The following is a 23515-nucleotide window of genomic DNA, read 5'->3' on the forward strand; positions in this document are numbered from 1 at the left end:
ATCAACATATCTGGCGTTGATTTTTGGCACGCTGTTGAGTTCTCAAGGAACGGTCGCTTCCTTTGTACTCACCCTCTCGGGCTTTCCTCCGGGCTCCCCTTCGGTGTTTCCGACTCTATCAGATCCTTTCGGCGTCCGATTCCCGGTCGGCGGGATTGTCTGAGGCTTTGGGCTTTCGCCTGTCGGCCTTTCGACATTCACTACGTTAGCCGATTCCCTCGGCAACTCATAATCGAGTCTCGCGAGATTCGAATTCGGGCACACAGGCGCGCCGAAATCGACCCCGCTGAGGGGTTGTAGCTAGGTAGTGGGTTGGCCGCTCCGGCTGCAGGCGATTGCCGTACCCGGTTCAGCGGCTCGGGCTACATTACGCACCTTCCAGGGGCGCGTCAACTTGAGCGACGCCTCGGAACATGGGCCCGATAGGGGCTCACCGTCGGGTCGTTGGCCACCCAGAAGCGCCAGGGATGGATGTCGCCGTTGCCTCCCTCGCCGGCGACTCCGGTGCGCGGACCGCTGCGTACCTGGTCGGAGGGCACAGGCGTGCCGGTCAGCATCCTCAGCGGTGTCGCGCCCGAGGCGCACGCGTCCGTGCCGTCCAGGGCGCGGTCGACCTCCAGGGCCGTGGCGAGGCGGGCCGGCCCCTTGGCCAGTTCCTTGTCACTTCGGGCCGAAAGTCGACGTTTGCGGGCGAGCTCGGCACCCTCGATCACCTCGCCGGCGCGAAGCAGCACCGCGCTCGCTGTGCCCTCGGGTCCGCAGACCAGGTTCATGCAGTGCCACATGCCGTAGGTGAAGTAGACGTACACATGCCCGGGCGGCCCGAACATCACTTCGTTGCGGGGGGTGCGGCCGCGGTAAGCGTGTGAGCCGGGGTCGTTGGGGCCGTCGTACGCCTCGACCTCCGTGAGACGCACGGCGATCGGGCCGTCGGGGGTCGTACGGACCAGGATGCGTCCCAGGAGGTCGGGGGCGACGTCCATGACGGGGCGGTCGAAGAACTCTCGCGGGAGTGGCGTACGGTCCGGGGGCGCGATCATGCCGTCCGAGGGTAGTCCAGGCGTTCCGTGCCAAGGGGTGGTCAAGGATTGATCCCCTTGCCAGGGTGTGGCCTCGGAACCGGTTGTGGCCGGATCGCGTTTGTACGGGTCGAGGGTCCGTTCGTAAAGGGAGAGTCATGGCGTTCAAGAAGCTGCTCGCGAGCCTCGGGGCCGGTGGGGCCTCGGTCGAGACGGTGCTGACCGAGGTCAATGTCGTACCGGGCGGCGTGGTCCAGGGCGAGGTGCGGATCCAGGGCGGGTCCGTGAACCAGGACATCGAGGGCCTGTCCGTGGGCCTGCAGGCCAAGGTCGAGGTGGAGAGCGGCGACGAGGAGTACAAGCAGAACATCGAGTTCACCAAGGTGCGGCTCGGTGGTGCCTTCGAGCTTCAGGCGGGCGCTGTGCACGCGGTGCCGTTCGGGCTGGAGATCCCGTGGGAGACGCCGGTCACGATGATCGACGGGCAGGCGCTGCGCGGGATGAACATCGGGGTGACGACCGAGCTGGCGATCGCGCGAGCCGTCGACTCCGGCGACCTGGACCCGATCAACGTGCACCCGCTGCCGGCGCAGAAGGCGATTCTGGACGCCTTCATCCAGCTGGGCTTCCGCTTCAAGAACGCGGACATGGAGCGCGGACACATCCGGGGTACGCGGCAGCGGCTGCCGTTCTACCAGGAGATCGAGTTCTACCCGCCGTCGCAGTACCGGGGTCTGAACCAGGTCGAGCTGAGCTTCGTGGCCGACGAGCACGCCATGGACGTCGTCCTGGAGATGGACAAGAAGCCGGGTCTGTTCAGCGAGGGCTCGGACACCTACCGCTCCTTCCAGGTGGGTCTGCACGACTTCCACGGGACCGATTGGGCGGCTTACCTGAACCAGTGGCTGTCCGAGGTCGGCAGCAAGCGGAACTGGTTCTAGGCTCGGACCTACTGAACGAGAACGATCAGGAGGTACCGAGGTGACCGACCTCAAGCGGCGGCCGCTCCCCCATGACTTCCACCCGCCCGTGCCGTCGTTCACGGTGACGAGCGAGGACGTCGAGGAGGGCGCGACGCTCGGGAGTGCCCAGGTCTATGCGGAGGGGAACACCTCGCCGCAGCTGCGGTGGGAGGGGTTCCCGGCGGAGACGAAGAGCTTCGCGGTGACCTGCTACGACCCCGACGCGCCGACGGGCAGCGGGTTCTGGCACTGGGTCCTGTTCGACATCCCCGCCTCCGTGACGGAGCTGCCGGCGGGTGCCGGCAGCGGCAAGTTCGAGGGCCTGCCCGAGGGTGCGGTGCATGTGCGCAACGACTACGGGTCGAAGGACTTCGGCGGTGCCGCTCCGCCGCCCGGGGACGGCCCGCACCGGTACGTCTTCACGGTGTACGCGGTGGACCAGGAGAAGCTCGGCCCGGGTGCGGACGTCTCTCCAGCCGTCGTCGGTTTCAACCTGCGGTTCCACACGATCGCGCGTGCCCAGCTCATCGGTGAGTACGAGAACCCCGCCAAGGGCTGACGCACCGCTCTGATTCAGCCGAGCGTTCATTGAACGTTTGCCCGCCTCCGGTCTTGGAAGTGATCGGAGGCGGGCATTTTTTATTGCGTTGTCCATCTCGGCGCGCCCGTCCAGAGTTGATCCAAGCCCGCCGGGGGGGTGGGCAGGTGCACACGGGAGGTGGGCTGGATGCGTGACACGCTGGTTCTGAACGCGAGCTTCGAGCCGCTGTCGACGGTGACTCTGAACCGAGCCGTTGTTCTGGTGCTCCAGGACAAGGCCGTCGTCGAGCAGGCCCATCCCGAACTGCGGATGCGTGGTGCCGATGTGGACATACCCGCGCCCCGGGTGATCAGGCTCTGCAGGTACGTAAGGGTGCCGTTCCGAAGACAAGCCCCGTGGTCGCGGCGGGGGGTGCTGGTCCGGGACCGGCACCGGTGCGCGTACTGCGGGCGCAGGGCGACGACCGTGGACCATGTGCTGCCGCGGTCGCAGGGTGGGCAGGACACGTGGCTGAATACGGTCGCCGCGTGCGCGGAGGACAACCACCGGAAGGCCAACCGGACTCCGGAGGAGGCCGGTATGGCTTTGCTGCGGGAGCCGTTCGAGCCGACGCCGGCTGATGCGATGTTGCTCGCGCTGGGGCAGGAGGACCTCGCCGCGCTGCCTGAGTGGCTCGCTCGGGATGCGGCCTAGTCGTCTGCCGGGATCTATACAGCCCCGCGCCCCATTTCAGGGGCGCGGGGCTGTATACGTCGACATAAGTCGCCGTCAGTCGATGGACGGCTTCTCTCGGCGTTCCGTGCCGCCGTTGCTTCCGTTGCCCGACGAGCCGTTGTTGCCCGAACCGCCGCCCAGCGGGCCGAAGTTGCCCATCGCGCCGGAGAGGCCCTTGAGGGCGTCGCCGATCTCGCTGGGGACGATCCAGAGCTTGTTGGCGTCGCCTTCGGCGATCTTCGGGAGCATCTGGAGGTACTGGTAGCTCAGGAGCTTCTGGTCGGGGTCGCCGGCGTGGATCGCCTCGAAGACCGTACGGACCGCCTGGGCCTCGCCCTCGGCGCGCAGGGCGGCTGCCTTGGCCTCACCCTCGGCGCGCAGGATCTGGGACTGCTTCTCGCCCTCGGCGGTGAGGATGGCCGCCTGGCGCGTGCCTTCCGCGGTGAGGATCGCGGCGCGCTTGTCACGGTCGGCGCGCATCTGCTTCTCCATCGAGTCCTGGATGGAGGTGGGCGGCTCGATGGCCTTCAGCTCGACGCGGTTGACGCGGATGCCCCACTTGCCGGTGGCCTCGTCGAGGACGCCGCGCAGGGCCGCGTTGATCTCCTCGCGGGAGGTCAGGGTGCGCTCGAGGTCCATGCCGCCGATGATGTTGCGCAGCGTGGTGACGGTGAGCTGCTCGATCGCCTGGATGTAGCTGGCGACCTCGTAGGTGGCGGCCCGGGCGTCGGTCACCTGGTAGTAGATGACCGTGTCGATGTTCACGACCAGGTTGTCCTGGGTGATCACCGGCTGGGGCGGGAACGGTACGACCTGCTCACGCAGGTCGATGCGGTTGCGGATGGTGTCGATGAACGGGACCACGATGTTCAGGCCCGCGTTCAGGGTCCGCGTGTAGCGGCCGAAGCGCTCGACGATGGCGGCGCTGGCCTGTGGGATGACCTGGATGGTCTTGATCAGGGCGATGAAGACCAACACCACCAGAATGATCAGGACGATGATGACCGGTTCCATCGTGTTCCCCGTACCCCTCTCCGCCTCGGCCTCTCGGGCAGATCTTATGGATGTTGAAGATCTTGCTGGTCGAGTCTGACAGACCGCCGCGCAACTCGCCGGTCAGATGGCTCAGATGACGATCGCGGTGGCTCCCTCGATCTCCACGACGTCCACCTCCTGGCCCACTTCGTAGGCGCGACCGGTGTCGAGGGAGCGGGCGGACCAGACCTCTCCGGCGAGCTTGATCCGGCCGCCGGAGCCGTCGACGCGTTCCAGGACGACGGCTTGCTTGCCCTTCAACGCGTCCACTCCGGTGGCGAGTTGAGGTCGTTGTCTGCCGTGCCGGGCCGCGATGGGGCGGACGACGGCGATGAGGGCGACCGAGACGACGACGAAGGTGAGGACCTGGATCACTGCGCCCAGGCCGAGGGCTGCGACGACCGCGGCCGCTACGCCTCCCACCGCGAACATGCCGAACTCGGGCATCGCGGTGACCACGAGCGGGATTCCGAGTGCCGCCGCGCCGACGAGCCACCACACCCATGCGTCGATGTCGTCCACATGGTCATGGTAGGGCCGCGGGTCGGGCGGCGGACAGGGCGCGAACGGGAGCGGCGCGGCGTCAGGACAGGGGCAGGCCCTGGGCGGTCCAGCGGTCGCCGACCTGCTCGACGACGAGCGGGAGGCCGAAGCAGAGGGAGAGGTTGCGGGAGGTGAGCTCGAGCTCGATCGGGCCGGCGGCGAGGACCTTGCCCTGGCGGATCATGAGGACGTGGGTGAAGCCGGGAGCGATCTCCTCGACGTGGTGGGTGACCATGATCATCGAGGGGGCGATGGGGTCGCGGGCGAGCCGACCGAGGCGGCGGACCAGGTCCTCGCGGCCGCCGAGGTCGAGTCCTGCGGCGGGCTCGTCGAGCAGGAGCAGTTCGGGGTCGGTCATCAGGGCGCGGGCGATCAGGGTGCGCTTGCGCTCGCCCTCGGAGAGGGTGCCGAACTTGCGGTCCACGTAGTCGGTCATGCCGAGGCGGTCGAGGAAGGCGCGGGCGCGCTGCTCGTCGACCTCGTCGTACTCCTCCTGCCAGTGGGCCGTCATGCCGTAGGCGGCGGTGAGCACGGTCTCCAGGACGGTCTGGCGCTTGGGGAGCTTCTCGGCCATGGCGATGCCGGCCATGCCGATGCGGGGGCGGAGGTCGAAGACGTCGACCTTGCCGAGGGTGTCGCCGAGGATGGTGGCGGTGCCCTTGCTGGGGAAGAGGTAGCTGGAGGCGACGTTCAGGAGAGTGGTCTTGCCGGCGCCGTTGGGGCCGAGGATGACCCAGCGCTCGCCCTCCTTCACCGACCAGGAGACCTGGTCCACCAGGGCCCGGCCCTCCCGGACCACGGATACGTCCTGAAGCTCCAGAACATCGCTCATGAGCGCGTTGTCTCCCCTTGCAGTGTGCCGGTCTCGGCTGTCGCGTACGCCTGTGGCTCGGTCCGCCGCGCCGGTGGGCGCAGCCCTTATGAAATCTACGCCACGAGTGCGCCGCTCCATTCCATCGGTCCTGTCCTTAGGGTGGGGGCATGCTCTCGGAACCGCGTTCAGGACGCCTTGCCGCTTGGGGAAATGCCCTTTTGGCCGGACTTGTCTCTCCGGATGACGCCGTTCTCGCCATCGTGGGCGAGGACGCGGTGCACCGGGTGGAGGGGCTGCCGGGTGAGCCGGCGCCGGTCGGACTCACGCTCGCGCTGGGCCGGCTGCGGTCGCTGGGGGTGACCGGCCTGCGGGTCGCACTCCCCGCGCCCGGTCATCCGCTGGGGCTGAGCGGGCCGCCGGAGTTCAATGCGCGGGCGCTGGAGGCCGAGGAGGCCGTGGTCTGTTTCGGTGCCGCGTTCGGGCTGGTGCCGGACGTGTACGCGGCCGGGCCCGAGGGTGATCTGCATGTCGAGGTGGTCTGGCGGGTGCTGGCGGTGCGGGAGGCGCCGCCCGCGGATGTGCCGTCGCTGGGCGAGGCGGAGCGGGAGCTGGCGGAGGCCCTGCGGGACGCGACCGAGGTGCTGTCGAAGCTGGATGTCGCCGGGTCGGGTCCGGTGGCGGAGGCGGCGATCGATGCGTACCGGGCGCGGGCCGAGCGGGGGCGTGAGGTGCTGGCGCCGGGGTATCCGCCGCGTGCGGTGCGGGTGTTGGAGCTGGCGCAGCGGGTGGGGCTGCTGGTGTCGCTGGCCTACGACCGGGGGCACGGGGGCGCGGTCAGCTCCGCGGAGATGGCGGCGCGGTCGCAGGCGCTGCGGCCTGTGGAGCGGACGGCACGGCGGGCGCAGGTGGCGGCGTACAACTCCATCGTGGAGGAGCGGGAGCGGGGACGCTGACCGCTGTGGTCAGCGGCGTTGGTGTGGACGTGTCCAAGGGCGGCCGCTTCGGCCCGAACGGCCTTGTCGTAGAGCGTCGGACGGGCTGGACATCGGTCGGCGCCACACAGTGACAGGCCTCCCGGTGCACTCGGGAGGCCTGTGGTCGCTGTGGGCGGATCCTCAGTGGTTGACACCGAGGTTGCCGAAGGCCGGGTTCAGCACGCCGATGACGTTCACGCTGTTGCCGACCGCGTTCACCGGGACGTGCACCGGGGCCTGGACGACGTTGCCCGAGATGACGCCCGGGGAGCCGTGGGCCTCGCCGCAGGCGTGGGCACCGGTCGTGGCGGAGGCCATCCCCGCACCGGCGGCCACCAGACCGCCGGCCACCATCGTCACGGCCGCCGCCTTCTTCAGGTTCTTCACTTTCCAACCCCTCCTAGACGTTCACCGCGGCGGTTCGCCGCAGCACGCACTGGAGAACGGCGGGGATCGCCCGAGGATGCGCCGTCCGGGTGACATTCCCACGACGGTATGAATCTCAGTCCGGAACGGAACCCTCCGCGTTGCCGTCGGTGAGGCGTTGGGGAGGGCGTTTCAGCCGGTCACGCCATGGCGAACGGCCCACAGCGCGGCCTGGGTGCGGTCGGCGAGGTCCAGTTTCATGAGGATGTTGGACACGTGCGTCTTGACGGTCTTCTCGGAGAGCACGAGGGCACGGGCGATCTCCCGGTTGGAGCGGCCGTCGGCGATCAGGCCGAGCACCTCGCGCTCCCGCTCGGTGAGCGAACCTCCCCTGCCCTGGCCCGAGTTGGTCTCCTCCTGGGAGAGCAGGGCGCCGGCGACCTCGGGCTGGAGGAGGATGTGGCCGGCGTGCACGGAGCGGATGGCGCAGGCCAGCGCGTCGGGGTCCACGTCCTTGTAGACGTACCCGGCGGCGCCCGCGCGCAGGGCCGGGACGACCGTGCGCTGCTCGGTGAAGCTGGTGACGACCAGCACGCGCGCGGGGTTGTCGAGTTCGCGGAGTCTGCGCAGCGCGTCGATGCCGTCCATGCCCGGCATCTTGACGTCCATGAGGACGACGTCGGGCCGCAACTCCTCGGCGCCGGCGACTCCTTCGGCGCCGTCGGCGGCCTCGCCCACGACCTCGATGTCGTCCTGCACCTCCAGGAAGGTGCGCAGGCCCCGGCGGACGACCTGGTGGTCGTCGACGAGCAGCACCTTGATTGCGTCAGCCACCGGGGACCTCCATCTCGATCGTGGTGCCCTTGCCGGGCGCCGATTGCACGGTCAGTGTGCCGCCGGCCCCGCTCGCCCGGTCCCGCATCGAGACCAGGCCGAGGTGGCGTCCGGCGCGGCGGACCGTCGTCGGGTCGAAGCCGCTGCCGTCGTCGGTGACGCGCAGGACGGCTCCGGAGCCGCGCCGCTCCACGGTCACGTCGACGTGCTCGGCACCGGAGTGGCGCAGGGCGTTGTGCAGGGCTTCCTGGGCGACCCGCAGCAGAGCCTCCTCCTGGGCGGCGGGCAGGGCGCGGAAACCGTTGCCGGCGAACGTCACGCGCGCGATGTGGGCGCGGTCGAGGACCTGTATCTGGGTGCGCAGGGTGGCGATCAGGCCGTCCTCGTCCAGGGCGGCGGGGCGCAACTCCACGACGGCGGCGCGCAGTTCGTCGGCCGCCTCGGCGGCGAGCGCGGCGACCTGATGCAGCTCGCCCTTGGCACGGGCGGGGTCGCGGTCGACCAGGGCGGCGGCGGCCTGGGCGGTCAGGCGCAGGGAGAAGAGCTTCTGGCTGACCGCGTCGTGCAGTTCGTGGGCGAGGCGGGAGCGCTCCTCGGCGATGGTCAGCTCGCGGCTGCGCTCGTAGAGGCGGGCGTTGGTGAGGGCGATGGCGGCGTGCTGGGCGAGGATGGAGAGCAGTTCCTCGTCCTCCGCGGTGAAGCCGCAGGTGCCTTCCGGCTTGGGGCAGCGCTTGTTCGCGAGGAACAGGGCCCCGATGACGTCCTCGCCGTCCTTGATCGGCAGGCCCAGGAAGTCGGACATCTGCGGGTGGGCCGCGGGCCAGCCCTCGAAGCGCGGGTCCTTGCGCACGTCGGCCAGGCGCACGGGCCTGGCCTCGTGCAGCATCGCGGCGAGGATGCCGTGCTGGCGGGGCAGCGGGCCGATGGCCTTCCACTGGGCGTCGCTGACACCGTCGACGACGAACTGGGCGAAGCCGCCGTGGTCGTCGGGGACGCCGAGGGCGGCGTACCGCGCGTCGAGCAGCTCGCGGGCGGAGGCGACGATCGTCTTGAGGACGTCGCGCACCTCGAGGTGCCTGCTCATGGCCAGCAACGCGGAGCTCACCGCGGCGAGGCCGGACCGGGGGCCTTGACTCATGCCCTCACGGTACCGGCGGGGTGTGACAGTGCGGATCGGACCTGTGACGGCGGGGTCCGGTCCGATGGGCCTAGGTCCGGCGGGGTAGGCCCTCCGCCCCCGGACGTGCGGCGTACGTCGAAGGGCCCCGCCGTTTTGCGGCCCGCGGCCGAGGCGGCGCGGTGGGTGCCGTTCCTACGTTGTGGGCACCGCCCGACACGGGCGGCAAGCGACGAGGGGACGGTTGTCATGCCGGTAGCGATCATCACGGGGGCTTCCAAGGGCCTGGGGCGGGCGCTCGCCGAGGCGCTGGCCGCGCGGGGCTGGGATCTGGTGCTCGACGCCCGGGGTGCGGATCCCCTTCACCAGGCCGCGCAGGCGGTCGCCGGGCACGGTGTGCGGGTGGAGGCGCTGCCCGGGGACGTCACGGACGCCCGGCACCGGGCCGAGCTGGTGGCCGCCGCGTGGAAGCTGGGCGGTGTCGACCTGGTGGTGAGCAACGCGAGCGCGCTGGGTGCCGAGCCGCTGGTGCGGCTGGCGGAGCTGCCCCTGGAGGGCCTGCGGCGGGCGCTGGAGGTGAACGTGGTGGCGGCGCTGGGCCTGGTCCAGGAGGCGCTGCCGCTGCTGCGGGAGTCACAGGCGGGCGCGGTGATCGCGGTCAGCTCGGACGCGGCGGCGGAGGCGTACGAGACGTGGGGCGGCTACGGCGCCTCGAAGGCGGCCCTGGACCAGCTGGCCGCGGTGCTCGGCGCGGAGGAGCCGGGGCTCAGGGTGTGGGCGGTGGACCCCGGGGACATGGCGACGGACCTGTACGCGGCGGCCGTACCGGACGACGACGATCCGCGTCCGGCGCCCGACAGCGTCGTACCGGCGTTCCTGCGGCTGCTGGACGATCGGCCGGCGAGCGGGCGGTATGCGGCGCCGTCCCTGGTGGAGGGGCGATGACCACGGCGGTGACGGTTCCGGAGGAGCTGTCGGCGCGGGAGCCGGCCGAGCAGCGCGGGCCCGGCCTCGACCGGGACGCCGTACGGCTGCTGGTGTCGCGCGGCACCGAGGTGGCGCACCACGTGTTCGCCGAGCTGCCGCGGCTGCTGCGGGCGGGGGACCTGCTGGTGGTGAACACCTCGCCCACGCTGGCCGCTGCGGTGGACGGGCGGATCGGGCACGCGCGCGTGGTGGTGCACTTCTCCACACGCGGGGACGACGGGCGGTGGGCGGTCGAGCTGCGGGAACCGGACGGACGGGGTACTACGCGCGCGCGTGCGGGCGTGCCTGCGGGGACAGAGGTGGGGTTGCCGGGCGGGGCTCGGCTGGTGCTGGAGGAGCCGCTGAGCGCGCGGGGTGAGCGGCTGTGGTGGGGGCGGGTGTCCGGGGCGGAGGTCCTTCGGGTGCTGCGGGAGCACGGGCGTCCCATCCGTTACTCCTATACGGAGCGGGACCAGCCGCTGTCCGTGTACCAGACGGTGTTCGCGCTGCCCTCGGCGGACGGGGCGGGCAGTGCGGAGATGCCGAGTGCGGCGCGGCCCTTCACCGCGCGGCTGGTGGCGGAGCTGGTGAGCCGCGGGGTGCAGTTCGCGCCGATCACCCTGCACACGGGGGTGGCGTCGGCGGAGGCGCACGAGCCGCCGTATCCGGAGCGGTTCGCGGTGCCGGAGGCGTCCGCGCGGCTGATCAACGCGGCCAGGGCAGGTGACGGCAGAGTCGTCGCGGTCGGGACGACGGCCGTGCGCGCCGTGGAGTCGGCGACGGGGGCGGACGGGGTGGTGCGGGCGGCCGAGGGGTGGACCGATCTGGTGGTCACGCCCGAACGCGGGGTGCGGGTGGTCGACGGGCTGCTGACCGGGCTGCACGAGCCGGAGGCCTCGCATCTGCTGATGCTGGAGGCGGTCGCGGGGCGGGCCGCGGTCGACCGCGCGTACGACGAGGCGCTGCGCGGGCTCTACCTGTGGCACGAGTTCGGGGACGTCCATCTCATCCTCCCGGAGGAGAACCCTCACACAGAGCGTTGCGACGGCAACTCCTGGTGAGACTGTTACGCCGTCGATGTGAGCCCGCACATAGGGCCCACATCACGTACGAAGGTGCATAGGAGATAAACCACCCCAAGCTGAACGGGACAGACGGTCCAGTCTGTCCCGTTTTGCCCTTCCCTGATCCACTATCGGGGATCGTACGTCACACCTTTGCCAGGGCATTTTGCGGCCGCTAAGAATTGCTCCCGTCGCTCGGCGCTGCGGGTTCCCCCCGGCGGCGTCCGTACCGGAGGAGCCGATCCTCGGCGGACGCAGGAGAGCGACCTCCGCGCTACTCGAAGAGGTCCATCAGCCATGCCCAAGAACATCCTCACCCGTGGTCATAGTCGTGCGCTGACCAAGCAGCACAAGATCGCCATCGCCGGTGTCGGCGTCCTCGGTGCCGCCGCCCTCGCCTTCTCGGCCGTCCCCAGCAGCGCTGAGACCATCACCGTCGGTGCCCCGGCCGAGGCGGCGCAGGTGGCTGCCCAGCCGGCCAAGGACGTCAAGGCCGCGCTGACGAACCAGCTCGCCACCGAGACCGTCAAGCTCGACGGCTTCGCCGCCAAGAAGCAGGCCGCCGAGGCCGCCGTGGCCAAGAAGCAGGCCGACGCCCAGGCGCAGCAGAAGGCCGCCGCCGAGGCCGCCAAGAAGGCTGCCCAGGAGCGCGTCGCCAAGGAGGCCGCGAGCCGTTCCGCGCAGCGCCCCCAGGTGCAGCTGGTCGCCGCGAAGACCTACTCGAACAACCTCGACGGCTGGATCCGCCAGGCCCTGGACATCATGAAGTCCAAGGGCATCCCGGGCAGCTACCACGGCCTGCACAAGAACATCATGCGGGAGTCGTCCGGCAACCCCATGGCCATCAACAACTGGGACGTCAACGCCATCAACGGCATCCCGTCCAAGGGCCTGCTGCAGGTGATCCCGCCCACCTTCAACGCCTACCACGTCGCCGGCACGTCGTGGAACATCTACGACCCGGTCGCCAACATCACCGCCGCCGCCAACTACGCGGCGGACAAGTACGGCTCGATCGACAACGTGAACAGCGCGTACTGAGGCCGGCGCGGACCTCTCACGTAACGCGGAAGGGCGGCACCCCCTGGGGGTGCCGCCCTTCACGTCGTCCGGGTGCGGTTACTTCCGCATGACCTCCGGCTCGTGCCGGCGCAGGAAGCGGGCGACGAAGAAGCCGCAGACCACACCGAGGGCGATCAGCGCGACCATGTCCAGGCCCCAGGCCGAGGCCGCGTGGTCCCACAGCGGGTCCGTGTTGCCCGGGTCGTCGGCGTTCGGCGCGATGTTGTTGAAGTCCAGCGTGGCGCCCGCGGCGGCCACCGCCCAGCGCGACGGCATCAGGTACGAGAACTCGTTGACCCCGAGGGTGCCGTGCAGGGTGAAGAGGCAGCCGGTGAAGACGACCTGGATGATCGCGAACATCACCAGCAGCGGCATGGTCTTCTCGGCGGTCTTCACCAGCGAGGAGATCACCAGGCCGAACATCATCGAGCTGAAGCCGAGCGCCATGATCGGCAGGCACAGCTCGAACAGCGTCGAGCTGCCGAGGACGAGCCCCTCGTCGGGGATCTCACGGCTGGAGAAGCCGATCACGCCGACCATCAGGCCCTGGAGCACGGTGATCACGCCCAGGACCACCACCTTCGACATCAGGTAGGCCGACCGGGACAGGCCGGTCGCGCGCTCCCGCTCGTAGATGACCCGTTCCTTGATCAGCTCACGCACGGAGTTCGCCGCACCGGCGAAGCACGCGCCGACCGCGAGGATCAGCAGCACGGTCGTGGCCGTACCGTTCGGGATGTGCTGGCCGGTGCGCGGGTTGACCGCCTCGTTGACCAGCAGGCCCCGGTTGTGGTCGATCAGCAGGCTGACCGCGCCGAGCACCGCCGGCAGGATCACCGTCAGCGCCAGGAAGCCCTTGTCGGAGGCGATGACCGCCACATAGCGCCGGATCAGGGTCATCAGCTGGGAGCCCCAGCCCTGTGGCTTGGGCGGCCTGATGGCCTGCGGCGGAGGCATGTGTACGGACTGCGGGGCGACCGCGTCGATGTCCGCGGCGTACATCTGGTAGTGCTGCGAGCCCTTCCAGCGGCCCGCCCAGTCGTAGTCGCGGTAGTTCTCGAAGGCGGAGAAGACGTCGGCCCAGGTGTCGTAGCCGAAGAAGTTCAGCGCCTCCTCGGGCGGGCCGAAGTAGGCGACCGCACCGCCCGGCGCCATCACCAGGAGCTTGTCGCACAGGGCCAGCTCGGCCACCGAGTGGGTGACCACGAGGACGGTGCGGCCGTCGTCGGCGAGGCCGCGCAGCAGTTGCATGACATCGCGGTCCATGCCCGGGTCGAGACCCGAGGTCGGCTCGTCCAGGAAGATGAGCGACGGCTTGGTGAGCAGCTCCAGGGCCACCGAGACGCGCTTGCGCTGGCCGCCGGAGAGGGACGTGACCTTCTTGTCCTTGTGGATGTCCAGCTTCAGCTCGCGCAGCACCTCGTCGATGCGGGCGTCGCGCTCCTGCGCGGTGGTGTCGGCCGGGAAGCGCAGCTTGGCCGCGTACTTCAGGGCCTTCTTGACGGTCAGCTCCTTGTGCAGGATGTCGTCCTGCGGGACCAGACCGATGCGCTGGCGCAGCTCGGCGAACTGCTTGTACAGGTTCCGGTTGTCGTACAGCACCTCGCCCTGGTTGGCGGGCCGGTAGCCGGTGAGCGCCTTCAGCAGGGTCGACTTGCCGGAGCCGGACGGGCCGATGACCGCGATCAGGGACTTCTCCGGGACGCCGAAGGAGACGTCCTTCAGGATCTGCTTGCCGCCGTCGACCGTGACGGTCAGGTGGCGCGCCGAGAAGGAGACCTCACCGGTGTCGACGAACTCCTCGAGACGGTCGCCGACAATACGGAAGGTCGAGTGGCCGACACCGACGATGTCGTTCGGGCCGAGCTGGACCGAACCGCCCTTGGGGATCGGCTGGCCGTTGACGTAGGTGCCGTTGTGCGAGCCCAGGTCCCGGATCTCGAAGCGCCCGCCGGGCATCGAGTGGAACTCGGCGTGATGCCGGGAGACCTGCAGGTCGGAGACGACCAGCTCGTTCTCCAGGGCACGACCGATGCGCATCACGTGGCCGATGGCGAACTGGTGGAACGTCGTCGGGCTGCGGTCGCCGTAGACCGGCGGCGCCCCCGCGCCACCACCGGGCACCTTCTGCGCGTACTGCTCGGCCGGAGCACCCTGCTGCTGCGGAATCGGCGCGGCCTGCTGCGGCTGCTGCCAACCGGCCTGCGGGGCCTGCTGCGGCGGAGCCTGCTGCGCCCAGCCGGGCCCCGCGCCCTGGGCAGCGTACGGCGCGGCCTGCTGCTGAGGCTGCGCGGTGGCGGCGGCACCGGAGAGGTTCACGCGCGGTCCGTCGGTCCCGTTGCCGAGGTGCACCGACGAGCCGGGGCCGATCTCCATCTGGTGGATCCGCTGGCCCTGCACGAAGGTGCCGTTGGTGCTGCCGTGGTCCTCGATGACCCAACTGCGGCCGTTGAAACTGACCGTGGCGTGGCGCCAGGAGACCCTGGCGTCGTCGAAGACGATGTCACCCTGCGGATCGCGTCCGAGGGTGTAGGGCCTGGACGGATCGAGCGTCCAGGTACGTCCGTTTGATTCGAGTACGAGTTCCGGCACTCCATGCCCCACTGAGTTGTCCCCCGAGTTACCCCCATCACAGGGAGTCTAGGGATGTCGAACATCGTGGGGAACTATTTCAGGCTCGGCCCCGTGACCGAAAGTCGGGCCTTGTGAAGGGCGCCGGTACGCGCTTCAAGTCGCCCCGTTGACGGGGTTGAAACCGGGCCGGAGAGTGGTAATCCCCCGCGAGGGGGACACGCGCGGCTGCGGTGCCGCGCCGCGGATCGGGGGGTCTGCCATGAGTGCTGCCACGGGCGTCGAGACCGCACGGCACGGCACCTCGCTGCCGTGGACGGACATCCTGCTGTCCGCGATCGCCGCCGTCAGCTGGTCGTTGATAGGGATGGCGGGCACGGCCGCGCTCGGTCTGCATCTGCTGCAGGCGGACGCGGCGGGCTCACTGGGCCCCATGACGGCGGCCGTTGTGGCGCTCGGGGCGGGTGGTTCGGTCTCGCCGTCGGGCGATGTGTCCGCTTTCGGGCTGAAGGGCGCCGAGGCGCACACGGCTGTCGAGATCACGCCACTGGGGGTGAGCCTGGTCGGCGCACTGCTGCTGTCGTGGTTCTTCCTACGGTCCCTGCGCGCGGCCGGAGTTGTGATCGCGCCGTCCGAACTCCTCGCGCGTGCGGGCGCGGTGGTCGTCCTCTTCGTGGCGACGCTCGGCGGCCTGGCCTGGGCCGGGCACGACGTCATCACCCTCGACGGCGGCTCGCTCGGCCTGGACGACCTGCCCGGTGGGGACGGCAAGGGGGGCGGCCTCAGCATCCCCGGCCTGGGGGATGTCGGCGGGCTGCTGCCGGACCGGATCGGTGATCTGATCGACGCGAAGGCCGCCGTCGGCTTCAGCGTGGACACCGCGCCCACCCTGCTCGGCGGCCTGGGCTGGTCCGCCGGAATCCTGCTGATCGCCCTGCTCGCTTCCCGCCGCACTCCCCTGCCGCCCGGCTGGGACGCCGTGCACCGGGTGGTGCGGCCGGCCGTCTCGGCGCTGGTCACCGTACTGCTGGTGGCCGTGGCTGCCGGGCTCGCGGCGGCGGCGTACGCGGCGATCGGCGACGACCACCCGGGCCGGATCGCGGGCGCGGCCCTGCTGGGCGCGCCGAACGGGGTGTGGCTCGGCATCCCGATGGGACTGTTCGTCCCATGGGACGGCAAGGCCACCGGCGCCCTGGGCACCGTGCTGCCCCACCCCCTCGACCAGCTCCTGAGCGCGCGGTCCGACCAGCCCGTCACGCTGGGCCGGCTGGCCGAGCTGGACGGGCGGGTGTGGCTGCTCACGATCGCGGCGGCGCTGATGATGCTGCTGGCCGGGGTACTGACGGCGGTACGGACGCCGGTGCCCGGCACGGGCGGCGCGGCGGGGTTCGCCGGCCGCTGCGCCCTGCGGCTCGGGATCGTGACCGCGCTCGCCCTGCCCTTCCTCGCCTGGCTGGCGGACGTCTCGGTGGACGCCTCCCTGTCCGTCCTGGGCTTCGACGCCTTCGGCGCGGGCATCCAACTGCACGGCCATCTGGGTATGGCCCTGCTCCTGGGCGCCGTGTGGGGCGCGGGGGCCGGGGCGACGGGGGCACTGTTCGCCTGGGTCACGGGGGCGGCGGGGGCACGGGTGGTGGGGCCGGCGCGGGGTGAGGCGCCGGCTGGAGTGCGAGGCGCGGATTCGGGGTACGGCGGTGGGGCCGGGCGCGCTGCGTACGACGGTGGTTCCGGAAACCCGGCGTACGGCGGTGGTGGCGGGACCTCGGCCCAGGGCGGCGCCCCCGGGCGCTCCCGGTACGGCGGCGAGTCCGGGCCGTACGTGCCGAGCAGGCCGTACCGGCCGCCGAACCCCGAGACGAACCCCTATCTCCGGGTGCCGGAGGAGCTGCAGGCGGAGCCCGAGGACGCGCGGCCGCAGCCGACCGGGGGCGATGTGTACGGCGCCCCCACCCTCGCCCGCCCCGTCGACATGCCTCCCCCGTCGCCCCGACGCCGTCCCGGCTCACACCCACGCTCGCGTGACCGTGCGCCCGATGCGCCGGACGCGCCGGACGAGGGGCCACCGCCACCTCCACCCCTGCCGCCGCGTCCGCCCGGCAGGCCCAGGAAGTGAGCCCCCGGCCTCCGTGAGAAGCGGACGCCCTTGTGCTGCCCGTCTGCCCATCTGTCTGCCCGTCGCGAGCGCGGGCGTGGCACAGTCGTGGTAGAGCACGCAGCCGTACGCCGGTGGCGCACCGCGCGGGCCGTCGTGCAGAGGCAAGATCCTCGACATCGGCCCGACACCCATTGTTCCGTGTCCGTCAGGCGGACCTCACGGGCGGAAGGCACTGGGTGCCGGATACGGTGGTGACACCATGAGCGCTTCGCAGACCTCCGAGGTCCCCACTCTCCTCGTCAAGATCTTCGGCAAGGACAGGCCGGGCATCACGGCCGGCCTCTTCGACACCCTTGCCGCGTACCTCGTCGACGTGGTCGACATCGAGCAGGTCGTCACCCGGGGGCGCCTGGTGCTGTGCGTTCTGGTCACCCAGCCGCCGGCCGGCCTGGAGGGCGACCTGCGGGCCACCGTGCACAGCTGGGCCGAGTCGATGAAGATGCAGGCGGAGATCATCTCGGGACACGGCGACAACCGTCCGCGCGGTCACGGGCGCTCCCTGGTGACGGTCCTCGGTCACCCCCTCACCGCCGAGTCGACGGCCGCCGTCGCCGCCCGGATCGCGAAGACCGGCGGCAACATCGACCGTATCTTCCGCCTCGCCAAGTACCCGGTGACGGCCGTGGAGTTCGCCGTCTCCGGAGTGGAGACCGAGCCGCTGCGCACGGCCCTGGCGACCGACGCGGCGGCACTGGGTGTCGACATCGCGGTCGTCTCGGCGGGCCTGCACCGGCGCGCCCAGCGGCTGGTGGTCATGGACGTGGACTCCACGCTCATCCAGGACGAGGTCATCGAGCTGTTCGCCGCGCATGCCGGCTGCGAGGACCAGGTCGCCGAGGTGACGGCGGCGGCGATGCGCGGGGAGCTGGACTTCGAGCAGTCGCTGCACGCGCGGGTGGCGCTGCTGAAGGGGCTGGACGCCTCCGTGGTGGAGAAGGTGCGCAGCGAGGTACGGCTGACGCCGGGCGCGCGCACCCTGATCCGTACGCTGAAGCGGCTCGGCTACCAAGTCGGCGTGGTCTCCGGCGGGTTCACCCAGGTCACCGACGATCTGAAGGAGCGGCTCGGGCTGGACTTCGCCCAGGCCAACACCCTGGAGATCGTCGACGGGAAGCTGACCGGGCGGGTCACCGGCGAGATCGTGGACCGCGCGGGCAAGGCGCGGCTGCTGCGCCGGTTCGCCGCGGAGGCCGGGGTGCCGCTGTCGCAGACGGTGGCGATCGGCGACGGCGCCAACGACCTGGACATGCTGAACGCGGCCGGTCTGGGTGTCGCCTTCAACGCCAAGCCGGTGGTCCGCGAGGCCGCGCACACCGCGGTGAACTTCCCCTTCCTGGACACGGTCCTGTATCTGCTGGGCATCACCCGCGAAGAGGTCGAGGCGGCCGACACCCACGACGAGGGCTGAGCCGCCCCGGACCGCTCGTGCACACACGGCAGGAGGGCCCGGCACCGCTCGGTGCCGGGCCCTCCTGCCGTGTGTGCCGTCACTCGGATGGCGCCCAGTAGTCCGTCAGCGTGGCCACACCCGGCTCCAGGCCCTTCCAGGCGCCGTCGAAGGTCAGCAGCGCGAAGGCCGCTGTGGGGAAGCCGCGGCGGCTCATCCGCGTGAGAGTGTCGCCCTCGGCCTCGCCTGCCAGGACGTCGGCCAGGCCGTGCACGCCGGGGTTGTGGCCGATCAGGATCACGCTCTGCACGTCGTCCGGGGTCTCGTTGAGCACGGCGATCAGCTCGCCCGGCGAGGCCTCGTAGACCCGCTCCTCGTAGATGGTTTTCGGCCGGTGGGCGAGTTCGTGGACCGCGAGCTTCCAGGTCTCGCGGGTCCGGACCGCCGTGGAGCACAGGGCCAGGTCGAAGGTGATACCGGTGTCGGCCAGCTTGCGCCCGGCGACTGCGGCGTCCTTGCGGCCCCGCTCGGCGAGCGGGCGCTCGTGGTCGGACACCTGGGGCCAGTCGGCTTTCGCATGCCGGAAGAGGACGATCCTGCGGGGTTCTGCGACGCTCATGGGCTCAGCTTCGCATGAAACAGACCATGCGGCGCAGGGAGTTGACATGCGGATTCACCGCGTGCGGGGGCTCCGCGTCAGCGCGCGAGCAGCTGCTGCACACGCTCGAAGAGCTGCGTGATCGCCGGGTCGCCGCTCGCCGCGTGGGCGTCCGACGGGTTCAGTATCAGCGCGAGCAGCGCGATGAAGGCGAGCGCGGGCAGGGCGAGCGCCCACCAGGGCAGCCGGATGTCGACGCCGCCCGTGTGCGCCGGGTGGGGCCGGGTGTGCGTGCGGGCCGGCATGGTCGCCTCCGTGGGTCTTCGAGTCTCCTGGCCGCCTGGTGCGGTCACATCTCGAAGCTACGGAATCCGGGGCCGCCAACCCATCCGGAGATCCACCCACTTGACCCTGACCCTGACCCCCTAGGGGATGGGGGGGCTAGCCCCACCATCAGGGTGCGAACCGGGTCAGGGCGAGGCGATCGTCGCGATGACGGCGATGATCACGAAGATGGCGAAGAACGAGCCGAAGACGACCAGCATCTTCTTCTGGCCGTTCTTCGGGTTCGGGTCGAGCACAGGCTGCATGCGCCCAGTCTCGCACCCTTCGTCCGGACCCGGTCCGCCGGGGGCCGGCTACCGGCTCGCTTCGTCCTCCACGATGCGGTCGCGTCCCGCGAGGAAGCCCACCGCCATCTGGGGCAGCATCAGGCCCGTCATGAGGGCGATCGGCAGCCCCCAGCCGCCGCTGTGCTGGTACAGCACGCCGACCAGCAGCGGGCCGGGGATGGAGATCAGATAGCCGGTGCTCTGGGCGAACGCGGACAGCTGGGCGACGCCCGGGCCGGTCCTGGCCCGCATGCCGACCATGGTCAGCGCCAGCGGGAAGGCGCAGTTGGAGACGCCGAGCAGCACCGCCCAGGCCCAGGCGCCGGCGGCGGGGGCGACGTACAGGCCGGTGTATCCGGCCAGGCCGCAGGCGCCCAGGAAGAGCACGATCGGCCCCTGGTGGGGCAGCCGGGTGGCGACCCGCGGGATGACGAAGGCCAGGGGGACGCCCATCACCATGGTGACGGCGAGGAGCAGGCCGGCCGTGCTCGCGGGAACGCCGGAGTCGCGGAAGATCTGGGGCATCCAGCCCATCGTGATGTAGGCGGCGGTGGCCTGGAGTCCGAAGAAGACGGCGAGCGCCCAGGCGGTGCGGCTGCGGGTGATGCGCAGTGGGGCCTGCTGCCGCTGCTCGCCGGGCTCCCGCACGGACGGCGCGGGCGCCTGGACGGGGGCGGCGCCCCGCTCTCGTACCAGTGGCAGCCAGGGCAGGACGGCGGCGGCCGCGAGCCCGGCCCACACGGCGAGGCCGGACTGCCAGCTGCCGCCCAGGGCGTCGGTCATGGGCACGGTCACCGCGGCGGCCAGCGAGGTGCCGAGGGCGAGGGCCATGGAGTACAGGCCGGTCATGGAGCCGACCCGGTCGGGGAACCAGCGCTTGACGATGACCGGCATCAGCACGTTGCTGACGGCGATGCCCATGAGGGTGAGTGCGCTGGCGGCCAGGAAACCGGCCGTGCTTCCGGTGTACGGCCGTATCAGCAGGCCCGCGGTGATGGCGGCCATGCCGGCGCACACCACGGCGGCCGGTCCGAAGCGGCGGGCCAGGCGGGGTGCGGTGACACCGAAGACGGCGAAGCAGAGCGGGGGCACGGAGGTGAGCAGCCCGGCCACGCTGCCGCTCATGCCGAGGCCGTCGCGGACCTCCTCCAGGAGCGCGCCGAGGCTGGTGATGGCCGGGCGGAGGTTCACCGCGGCCAGCACGATGCCGACGACGACCAGCCGGGTCGCCCACACGCGCATGGCGGGCGTCCGGGGCGCACCCGCTTCGGTGGTCGTACCGCGTGCGGTCGACGACGCGGCCTTGGGGGGTTCGGGCGGAGACGTCGCCGTACGGGGTGCCGAGGTCCGGGTTTCCTCACTAGCCATGCCGGCCATCATAGAATCATGGGATGATTGGTTGTCCATTCCCCGTGCGGTTCCCCCCGGGCCTCTCGTGCGAAGGTGTGCCATGCCCTTGAGCCACCCGCGCCGTTCGGCGCTGTCCGAGCAGGTCATCGCCGAGCTGCGCAATCAGATCGCCTCCGGCGAGTGGCCGGTCGGCTCCCGCATCCCGACCGAGCCGGAGCTGGTCGAGCAGCTGGGGGTCGCCCGCAACACCGTCCGCGAGGCCGTTCGCGCGCTCGCGCACAACGGTCTGCTGGACATCCGTCAGGGCTCGGGCACCTATGTCGCGGCGACGAGCGAGCTGGCCGGCGTGATGCACCGCCGGTTCGCGGGAGCCGACCCCCGGCACATCGCCGAGCTGCGCTCCACGCTGGAGTCGGCGGCGGCCAAGCTGGCCGCCGAGCGGCGCACCGAGAAGGATCTCAAGCAGCTGGACGCGCTGCTGGTGCGGCGCGAGGAGGCCTGGGCGGCCGGCGAGGCCGAGGCGTTCGTGACCGCCGACGCGACCTTCCACCTGGCCGTGGTGGCCGCCTCCCACAACGACGTCATGACGGCGATGTACGCCGACCTGGGCGAGGTGCTGCGGGACTGGCTGCGCGCGGACGTCGGCGCCGAGCTGACGCCCGAGACGTACATGGAGCACACCGGGCTGCTGGATGCGATCCGCGCGGGCGACGCGGAGGCGGCCGCCACGGAGGCCGCGAGCTATCCGTTCCTGTGCCGCCCGGACCGGTTCAACGCGCCTTCTGGTGGCTGATCCACACCGAGCGGACTTCCTTCCAGCACCGGCCGGTCAGCCGGACGGTCATGGCGGGCGCGGTGTCCACCGGGGCGCTGTCGGTGTCGATGTCCCACCAGCGCGCGCACTCGATGTGCAGGCGGACCCGGTCGGTGTCGACGTAGGGGTTGTGGCAGTAGGCCACCACGTGGGAGCGGCGTACGGTCGTACGGCAGGCGGCGCCGAACAGGCTCGGGGCGGGCGGCTTGCCGTCGCCCACGCGCGCGTGGGGCATCGCGTCGTACGGCAGGGAGAGCACGAGGGCTACGGCCACGATCACCGGGGCCAGGCTGCGGGACAGGCGCACAAAAGGACCTCCTCGGCCGGGCTGCGGAGGGATGCGCGGGTGAATCCGTAATCCAGGGTGCGCCGCCCGCACCCGGCCCTGCCCGGCCGAGTACGCCGAACGAGTGACGCCCCGCCCCCGCGGACGTGCGGGGAACGGGGCGTCGACGTCAGGCGAGGGTCACGCGCCGATGGCGTGCAGACCGCCGTCCACGTGGATGATCTCGCCGGTGGTCTTCGGGAACCAGTCGCTCAGCAGGGCGACGACACCACGGCCGGCCGGCTCGGGGTCCTTCAGGTCCCACTCCAGCGGGGAGCGGGTGTCCCACACGGAGGCCAGGTCGGCGAAGCCCGGGATGGACTTGGCGGCCATGGAGCCGAGCGGGCCGGCGGAGACGAGGTTGCAGCGGATGTTCTGCTTGCCCAGGTCGCGGGCGAGGTAGCGGCTGGTGGCCTCCAGGGCGGCCTTGGCCGGACCCATCCAGTCGTACTGCGGCCAGGCGAACTTCGCGTCGAAGGTGAGGCCGACGACCGAGCCGCCGTTCTGCATCAGCGGCAGGCAGGCCATGGTCAGCGACTTCAGGGAGAACGCCGAGACGTGCATGGCGGTCGCGACGGACTCGAACGGCGTGTTGAGGAAGTTGCCGCCGAGCGCGTCCTGCGGCGCGAAGCCGATGGAGTGCACGACGCCGTCGAGACCGCCCAGCTCCTCGCCGACGATGTCGGCCAGCCGGGCCAGGTGCTCCTCGTTGGTGACGTCCAGCTCGATGACCTTGGTCGGCTTCGGCAGCTTCTTGGCGATGCGCTCGGTCAGCGTGGGCCGCGGGAAGGCGGTCAGGATGATCTCGGCGCCCTGCTCCTGGGCGAGCTTGGCGACGTGGAAGGCGATGGAGGACTCCATCAGCACACCCGTGATCAGGATGCGCTTGCCCTCGAGGATTCCGCTCATGGTGATCAGTGACCCATTCCCAGTCCGCCGTCAACGGGGATGACGGCTCCAGTGATGTACGAGGCGTCGTCCGAGGCGAGGAACCGCACCGTCGCGGCGATCTCCTCCGGCTGCGCGTACCGGCCGAGCGGCACCTGCGACACGATGCCGGCGCGCTGCTCGTCGCTGAGCACCTTGGTCATGTCGGTGTCGACGAAGCCGGGCGCGACGACGTTGAAGGTGATGTTGCGCGAGCCCAGCTCACGGGCGAGGGAGCGCGCGAAGCCGACCAGGGCGGCCTTGGAGGCGGCGTAGTTCGCCTGGCCCGCCGAGCCGAGCAGGCCGACCACGGAGGAGATCAGGATGACGCGGCCCTTCTTGGCGCGCAGCATGCCGCGGTTGGCGCGCTTGACGACGCGGAAGGTGCCGGTGAGGTTGGTGTCGATGACCGAGGTGAAGTCCTCCTCGGACATGCGCATCAGGAGCTGGTCCTTGGTGACGCCGGCGTTGGCGATCAGGACCTCGACCGGACCGTGCTGGTCCTCGATCTCCTTGTAGGCCTGCTCCACCTGCTCGGCGTCGGTGATGTCGCACTTCACGGCGAGGAAGCCGGCCGGCGGCTCACCCGAGCGGTACGTGATCGCGACCTTGTCGCCGGCATCGGCGAAAGCTCGGGCGATGGCGAGGCCGATGCCCCGGTTGCCTCCGGTGACGAGAACCGAGCGGCTCAACGGATCACCCTTTCGATTGCGGTCTGATGCGGTCGTACAACCCGCCCGGACACCTGGATGGCAGGCGGCTTCAT

At 70.8% G+C, this 23515-nt stretch carries 25 protein-coding genes; 10 read left to right on the forward strand and 15 right to left on the reverse strand.

Annotated features, from left to right (window positions below):
* Positions 1-389: 389 nt before the first annotated feature.
* A complete protein-coding gene (locus ACZ5DS_RS00005; RefSeq protein WP_468232373.1) occupies positions 390-1040 on the reverse strand; it encodes a DNA-3-methyladenine glycosylase in 651 nt (216 codons plus the stop codon).
* 137 nt (positions 1041-1177) lie between these two features.
* On the opposite strand from ACZ5DS_RS00005, the gene ACZ5DS_RS00010 reads away from it, so the two are divergent.
* The 3 genes from ACZ5DS_RS00010 to ACZ5DS_RS00020 all read left to right on the forward strand — a co-directional run bounded on the left by ACZ5DS_RS00010 (position 1178) and on the right by ACZ5DS_RS00020 (position 3215).
* Positions 1178-1960 carry a sporulation protein gene (locus ACZ5DS_RS00010; RefSeq protein WP_468232374.1) on the forward strand — a complete coding sequence of 261 codons (783 nt, stop codon included), beginning with the start codon at positions 1178-1180 and terminating at the stop codon, positions 1958-1960.
* A gap of 40 nt (positions 1961-2000) precedes the next feature.
* Positions 2001-2540, forward strand: a complete 540-nt coding sequence (locus ACZ5DS_RS00015; RefSeq protein WP_468232375.1) for a YbhB/YbcL family Raf kinase inhibitor-like protein — start codon at positions 2001-2003, stop codon at positions 2538-2540.
* 168 nt (positions 2541-2708) lie between these two features.
* Positions 2709-3215, forward strand: coding sequence for an HNH endonuclease (locus ACZ5DS_RS00020; RefSeq protein ID WP_468232376.1), 507 nt, complete (start codon positions 2709-2711; stop codon positions 3213-3215).
* A 75-nt stretch (positions 3216-3290) separates the two neighbouring features.
* Here the strand turns inward: ACZ5DS_RS00020 and ACZ5DS_RS00025 are convergent, their stop codons facing one another.
* The 3 genes from ACZ5DS_RS00025 to ACZ5DS_RS00035 form a co-directional block, all read right to left on the reverse strand.
* Complete coding sequence (locus tag ACZ5DS_RS00025) at positions 3291-4250, reverse strand: SPFH domain-containing protein (RefSeq protein WP_468232378.1); 960 nt, start codon at positions 4248-4250, stop codon at positions 3291-3293.
* A 111-nt stretch (positions 4251-4361) separates the two neighbouring features.
* Positions 4362-4793: an NfeD family protein gene (locus ACZ5DS_RS00030; RefSeq protein ID WP_468232380.1), complete on the reverse strand. Its 432-nt coding sequence runs from the start codon at positions 4791-4793 to the stop codon at positions 4362-4364.
* A gap of 61 nt (positions 4794-4854) precedes the next feature.
* A complete protein-coding gene (locus ACZ5DS_RS00035; RefSeq protein WP_468232381.1) occupies positions 4855-5646 on the reverse strand; it encodes an ABC transporter ATP-binding protein in 792 nt (263 codons plus the stop codon).
* Between the two features lie 149 nt (positions 5647-5795).
* On the opposite strand from ACZ5DS_RS00035, the gene ACZ5DS_RS00040 reads away from it, so the two are divergent.
* The gene (locus tag ACZ5DS_RS00040) at positions 5796-6581 is read left to right on the forward strand and encodes a hypothetical protein (protein WP_468232382.1); all 786 of its coding nucleotides are present in this window, start codon (positions 5796-5798) and stop codon (positions 6579-6581) included.
* A 162-nt stretch (positions 6582-6743) separates the two neighbouring features.
* Here the strand turns inward: ACZ5DS_RS00040 and chpE are convergent, their stop codons facing one another.
* From chpE to ACZ5DS_RS00055, 3 genes are all read right to left on the reverse strand, one after another.
* Positions 6744-6989, reverse strand: a complete 246-nt coding sequence (gene chpE / locus ACZ5DS_RS00045) for a chaplin ChpE (RefSeq protein WP_468232384.1) — start codon at positions 6987-6989, stop codon at positions 6744-6746.
* Between the two features lie 171 nt (positions 6990-7160).
* The gene (locus ACZ5DS_RS00050; RefSeq protein ID WP_468232386.1) at positions 7161-7802 is read right to left on the reverse strand and encodes a response regulator; all 642 of its coding nucleotides are present in this window, start codon (positions 7800-7802) and stop codon (positions 7161-7163) included.
* Positions 7795-8940, reverse strand: a complete 1146-nt coding sequence (locus tag ACZ5DS_RS00055; RefSeq protein WP_468232388.1) for a GAF domain-containing sensor histidine kinase — start codon at positions 8938-8940, stop codon at positions 7795-7797. The genes ACZ5DS_RS00050 and ACZ5DS_RS00055 overlap by 8 nt, the downstream gene beginning before the upstream one ends.
* Before the next feature lie 228 nt (positions 8941-9168).
* On the opposite strand from ACZ5DS_RS00055, the gene ACZ5DS_RS00060 reads away from it, so the two are divergent.
* The 3 genes from ACZ5DS_RS00060 (at position 9169) to ACZ5DS_RS00070 (ending at position 11990) form a co-directional block, all read left to right on the forward strand.
* On the forward strand, positions 9169-9864 hold the full coding sequence (locus ACZ5DS_RS00060; protein ID WP_468232389.1) for an SDR family NAD(P)-dependent oxidoreductase: 696 nt from the start codon (positions 9169-9171) through the stop codon (positions 9862-9864).
* Positions 9861-10946 (forward strand): S-adenosylmethionine:tRNA ribosyltransferase-isomerase, encoded by a 1086-nt coding sequence (locus ACZ5DS_RS00065; protein WP_468232391.1) that lies wholly within the window; start codon positions 9861-9863, stop codon positions 10944-10946. Before ACZ5DS_RS00060 ends, ACZ5DS_RS00065 begins: the two co-directional genes overlap by 4 nt.
* 300 nt (positions 10947-11246) lie before the next feature.
* Entirely contained in the window at positions 11247-11990 is a 744-nt protein-coding gene (locus ACZ5DS_RS00070) for a transglycosylase SLT domain-containing protein (RefSeq protein ID WP_468232392.1), read from the forward strand.
* A 78-nt stretch (positions 11991-12068) separates the two neighbouring features.
* On the opposite strand, the gene ACZ5DS_RS00075 is transcribed toward ACZ5DS_RS00070, so the two are convergent.
* Entirely contained in the window at positions 12069-14603 is a 2535-nt protein-coding gene (locus ACZ5DS_RS00075; protein ID WP_468232394.1) for an ABC transporter ATP-binding protein/permease, read from the reverse strand.
* A gap of 241 nt (positions 14604-14844) precedes the next feature.
* On the opposite strand from ACZ5DS_RS00075, the gene ACZ5DS_RS00080 reads away from it, so the two are divergent.
* Complete coding sequence (locus tag ACZ5DS_RS00080) at positions 14845-16695, forward strand: streptophobe family protein (RefSeq protein WP_468232395.1); 1851 nt, start codon at positions 14845-14847, stop codon at positions 16693-16695.
* Between the two features lie 241 nt (positions 16696-16936).
* A complete protein-coding gene (serB, locus tag ACZ5DS_RS00085) occupies positions 16937-18145 on the forward strand; it encodes a phosphoserine phosphatase SerB (protein WP_468232396.1) in 1209 nt (402 codons plus the stop codon).
* Between the two features lie 79 nt (positions 18146-18224).
* Here the strand turns inward: serB and ACZ5DS_RS00090 are convergent, their stop codons facing one another.
* The 4 genes from ACZ5DS_RS00090 to ACZ5DS_RS00105 all read right to left on the reverse strand — a co-directional run bounded on the left by ACZ5DS_RS00090 (position 18225) and on the right by ACZ5DS_RS00105 (position 20713).
* A complete protein-coding gene (locus tag ACZ5DS_RS00090; protein ID WP_468232398.1) occupies positions 18225-18743 on the reverse strand; it encodes a SixA phosphatase family protein in 519 nt (172 codons plus the stop codon).
* Between the two features lie 77 nt (positions 18744-18820).
* Positions 18821-19027 (reverse strand): hypothetical protein, encoded by a 207-nt coding sequence (locus ACZ5DS_RS00095; RefSeq protein WP_468232400.1) that lies wholly within the window; start codon positions 19025-19027, stop codon positions 18821-18823.
* Between the two features lie 165 nt (positions 19028-19192).
* Positions 19193-19312: an SGM_5486 family transporter-associated protein gene (locus tag ACZ5DS_RS00100; RefSeq protein ID WP_468232402.1), complete on the reverse strand. Its 120-nt coding sequence runs from the start codon at positions 19310-19312 to the stop codon at positions 19193-19195.
* A 48-nt stretch (positions 19313-19360) separates the two neighbouring features.
* Positions 19361-20713 (reverse strand): CynX/NimT family MFS transporter, encoded by a 1353-nt coding sequence (locus ACZ5DS_RS00105; RefSeq protein WP_468232404.1) that lies wholly within the window; start codon positions 20711-20713, stop codon positions 19361-19363.
* A 70-nt stretch (positions 20714-20783) separates the two neighbouring features.
* Between ACZ5DS_RS00105 and ACZ5DS_RS00110 the strand changes: the two genes are divergently transcribed.
* Positions 20784-21476, forward strand: coding sequence for a FadR/GntR family transcriptional regulator (locus tag ACZ5DS_RS00110; RefSeq protein WP_468232405.1), 693 nt, complete (start codon positions 20784-20786; stop codon positions 21474-21476).
* On the opposite strand, the gene ACZ5DS_RS00115 is transcribed toward ACZ5DS_RS00110, so the two are convergent.
* The 3 genes from ACZ5DS_RS00115 to fabG form a co-directional block, all read right to left on the reverse strand.
* Positions 21454-21804 carry a hypothetical protein gene (locus ACZ5DS_RS00115; protein ID WP_468232406.1) on the reverse strand — a complete coding sequence of 117 codons (351 nt, stop codon included), beginning with the start codon at positions 21802-21804 and terminating at the stop codon, positions 21454-21456. The genes ACZ5DS_RS00110 and ACZ5DS_RS00115 overlap by 23 nt on opposite strands.
* 159 nt (positions 21805-21963) lie before the next feature.
* Positions 21964-22731, reverse strand: a complete 768-nt coding sequence (fabI, locus tag ACZ5DS_RS00120; RefSeq protein ID WP_468232408.1) for an enoyl-ACP reductase FabI — start codon at positions 22729-22731, stop codon at positions 21964-21966.
* Between the two features lie 5 nt (positions 22732-22736).
* Entirely contained in the window at positions 22737-23441 is a 705-nt protein-coding gene (gene fabG, locus ACZ5DS_RS00125) for a 3-oxoacyl-[acyl-carrier-protein] reductase (protein WP_468232409.1), read from the reverse strand.
* Positions 23442-23515: the final 74 nt, after the last annotated feature.

Source organism: Streptomyces sp. NPDC031100, assembly GCF_055570785.1.

Excerpts from the sequence above, each read along its gene's own strand:
- ACZ5DS_RS00090 (WP_468232398.1), bottom strand. The coding sequence starts at position 18,743 with ATGAGCGTCGCAGAACCCCGCAGGATCGTCCTCTTCCGGCATGCGAAA.
- ACZ5DS_RS00095 (WP_468232400.1), bottom strand. The coding sequence starts at position 19,027 with ATGCCGGCCCGCACGCACACCCGGCCCCACCCGGCGCACACGGGCGGC.
- ACZ5DS_RS00005 (WP_468232373.1), bottom strand. The coding sequence starts at position 1,040 with ATGATCGCGCCCCCGGACCGTACGCCACTCCCGCGAGAGTTCTTCGAC.
- fabI (WP_468232408.1), bottom strand. The coding sequence starts at position 22,731 with ATGAGCGGAATCCTCGAGGGCAAGCGCATCCTGATCACGGGTGTGCTG.
- ACZ5DS_RS00070 (WP_468232392.1), top strand. The coding sequence starts at position 11,247 with ATGCCCAAGAACATCCTCACCCGTGGTCATAGTCGTGCGCTGACCAAG.
- ACZ5DS_RS00035 (WP_468232381.1), bottom strand. The coding sequence starts at position 5,646 with ATGAGCGATGTTCTGGAGCTTCAGGACGTATCCGTGGTCCGGGAGGGC.
- ACZ5DS_RS00080 (WP_468232395.1), top strand. The coding sequence starts at position 14,845 with ATGAGTGCTGCCACGGGCGTCGAGACCGCACGGCACGGCACCTCGCTG.
- ACZ5DS_RS00110 (WP_468232405.1), top strand. The coding sequence starts at position 20,784 with ATGCCCTTGAGCCACCCGCGCCGTTCGGCGCTGTCCGAGCAGGTCATC.
- ACZ5DS_RS00040 (WP_468232382.1), top strand. The coding sequence starts at position 5,796 with ATGCTCTCGGAACCGCGTTCAGGACGCCTTGCCGCTTGGGGAAATGCC.
- ACZ5DS_RS00100 (WP_468232402.1), bottom strand. The coding sequence starts at position 19,312 with ATGCAGCCTGTGCTCGACCCGAACCCGAAGAACGGCCAGAAGAAGATG.
- ACZ5DS_RS00010 (WP_468232374.1), top strand. The coding sequence starts at position 1,178 with ATGGCGTTCAAGAAGCTGCTCGCGAGCCTCGGGGCCGGTGGGGCCTCG.
- serB (WP_468232396.1), top strand. The coding sequence starts at position 16,937 with ATGAGCGCTTCGCAGACCTCCGAGGTCCCCACTCTCCTCGTCAAGATC.
- ACZ5DS_RS00065 (WP_468232391.1), top strand. The coding sequence starts at position 9,861 with ATGACCACGGCGGTGACGGTTCCGGAGGAGCTGTCGGCGCGGGAGCCG.
- ACZ5DS_RS00055 (WP_468232388.1), bottom strand. The coding sequence starts at position 8,940 with ATGAGTCAAGGCCCCCGGTCCGGCCTCGCCGCGGTGAGCTCCGCGTTG.
- ACZ5DS_RS00105 (WP_468232404.1), bottom strand. The coding sequence starts at position 20,713 with ATGATGGCCGGCATGGCTAGTGAGGAAACCCGGACCTCGGCACCCCGT.
- ACZ5DS_RS00060 (WP_468232389.1), top strand. The coding sequence starts at position 9,169 with ATGCCGGTAGCGATCATCACGGGGGCTTCCAAGGGCCTGGGGCGGGCG.
- ACZ5DS_RS00025 (WP_468232378.1), bottom strand. The coding sequence starts at position 4,250 with ATGGAACCGGTCATCATCGTCCTGATCATTCTGGTGGTGTTGGTCTTC.
- ACZ5DS_RS00020 (WP_468232376.1), top strand. The coding sequence starts at position 2,709 with ATGCGTGACACGCTGGTTCTGAACGCGAGCTTCGAGCCGCTGTCGACG.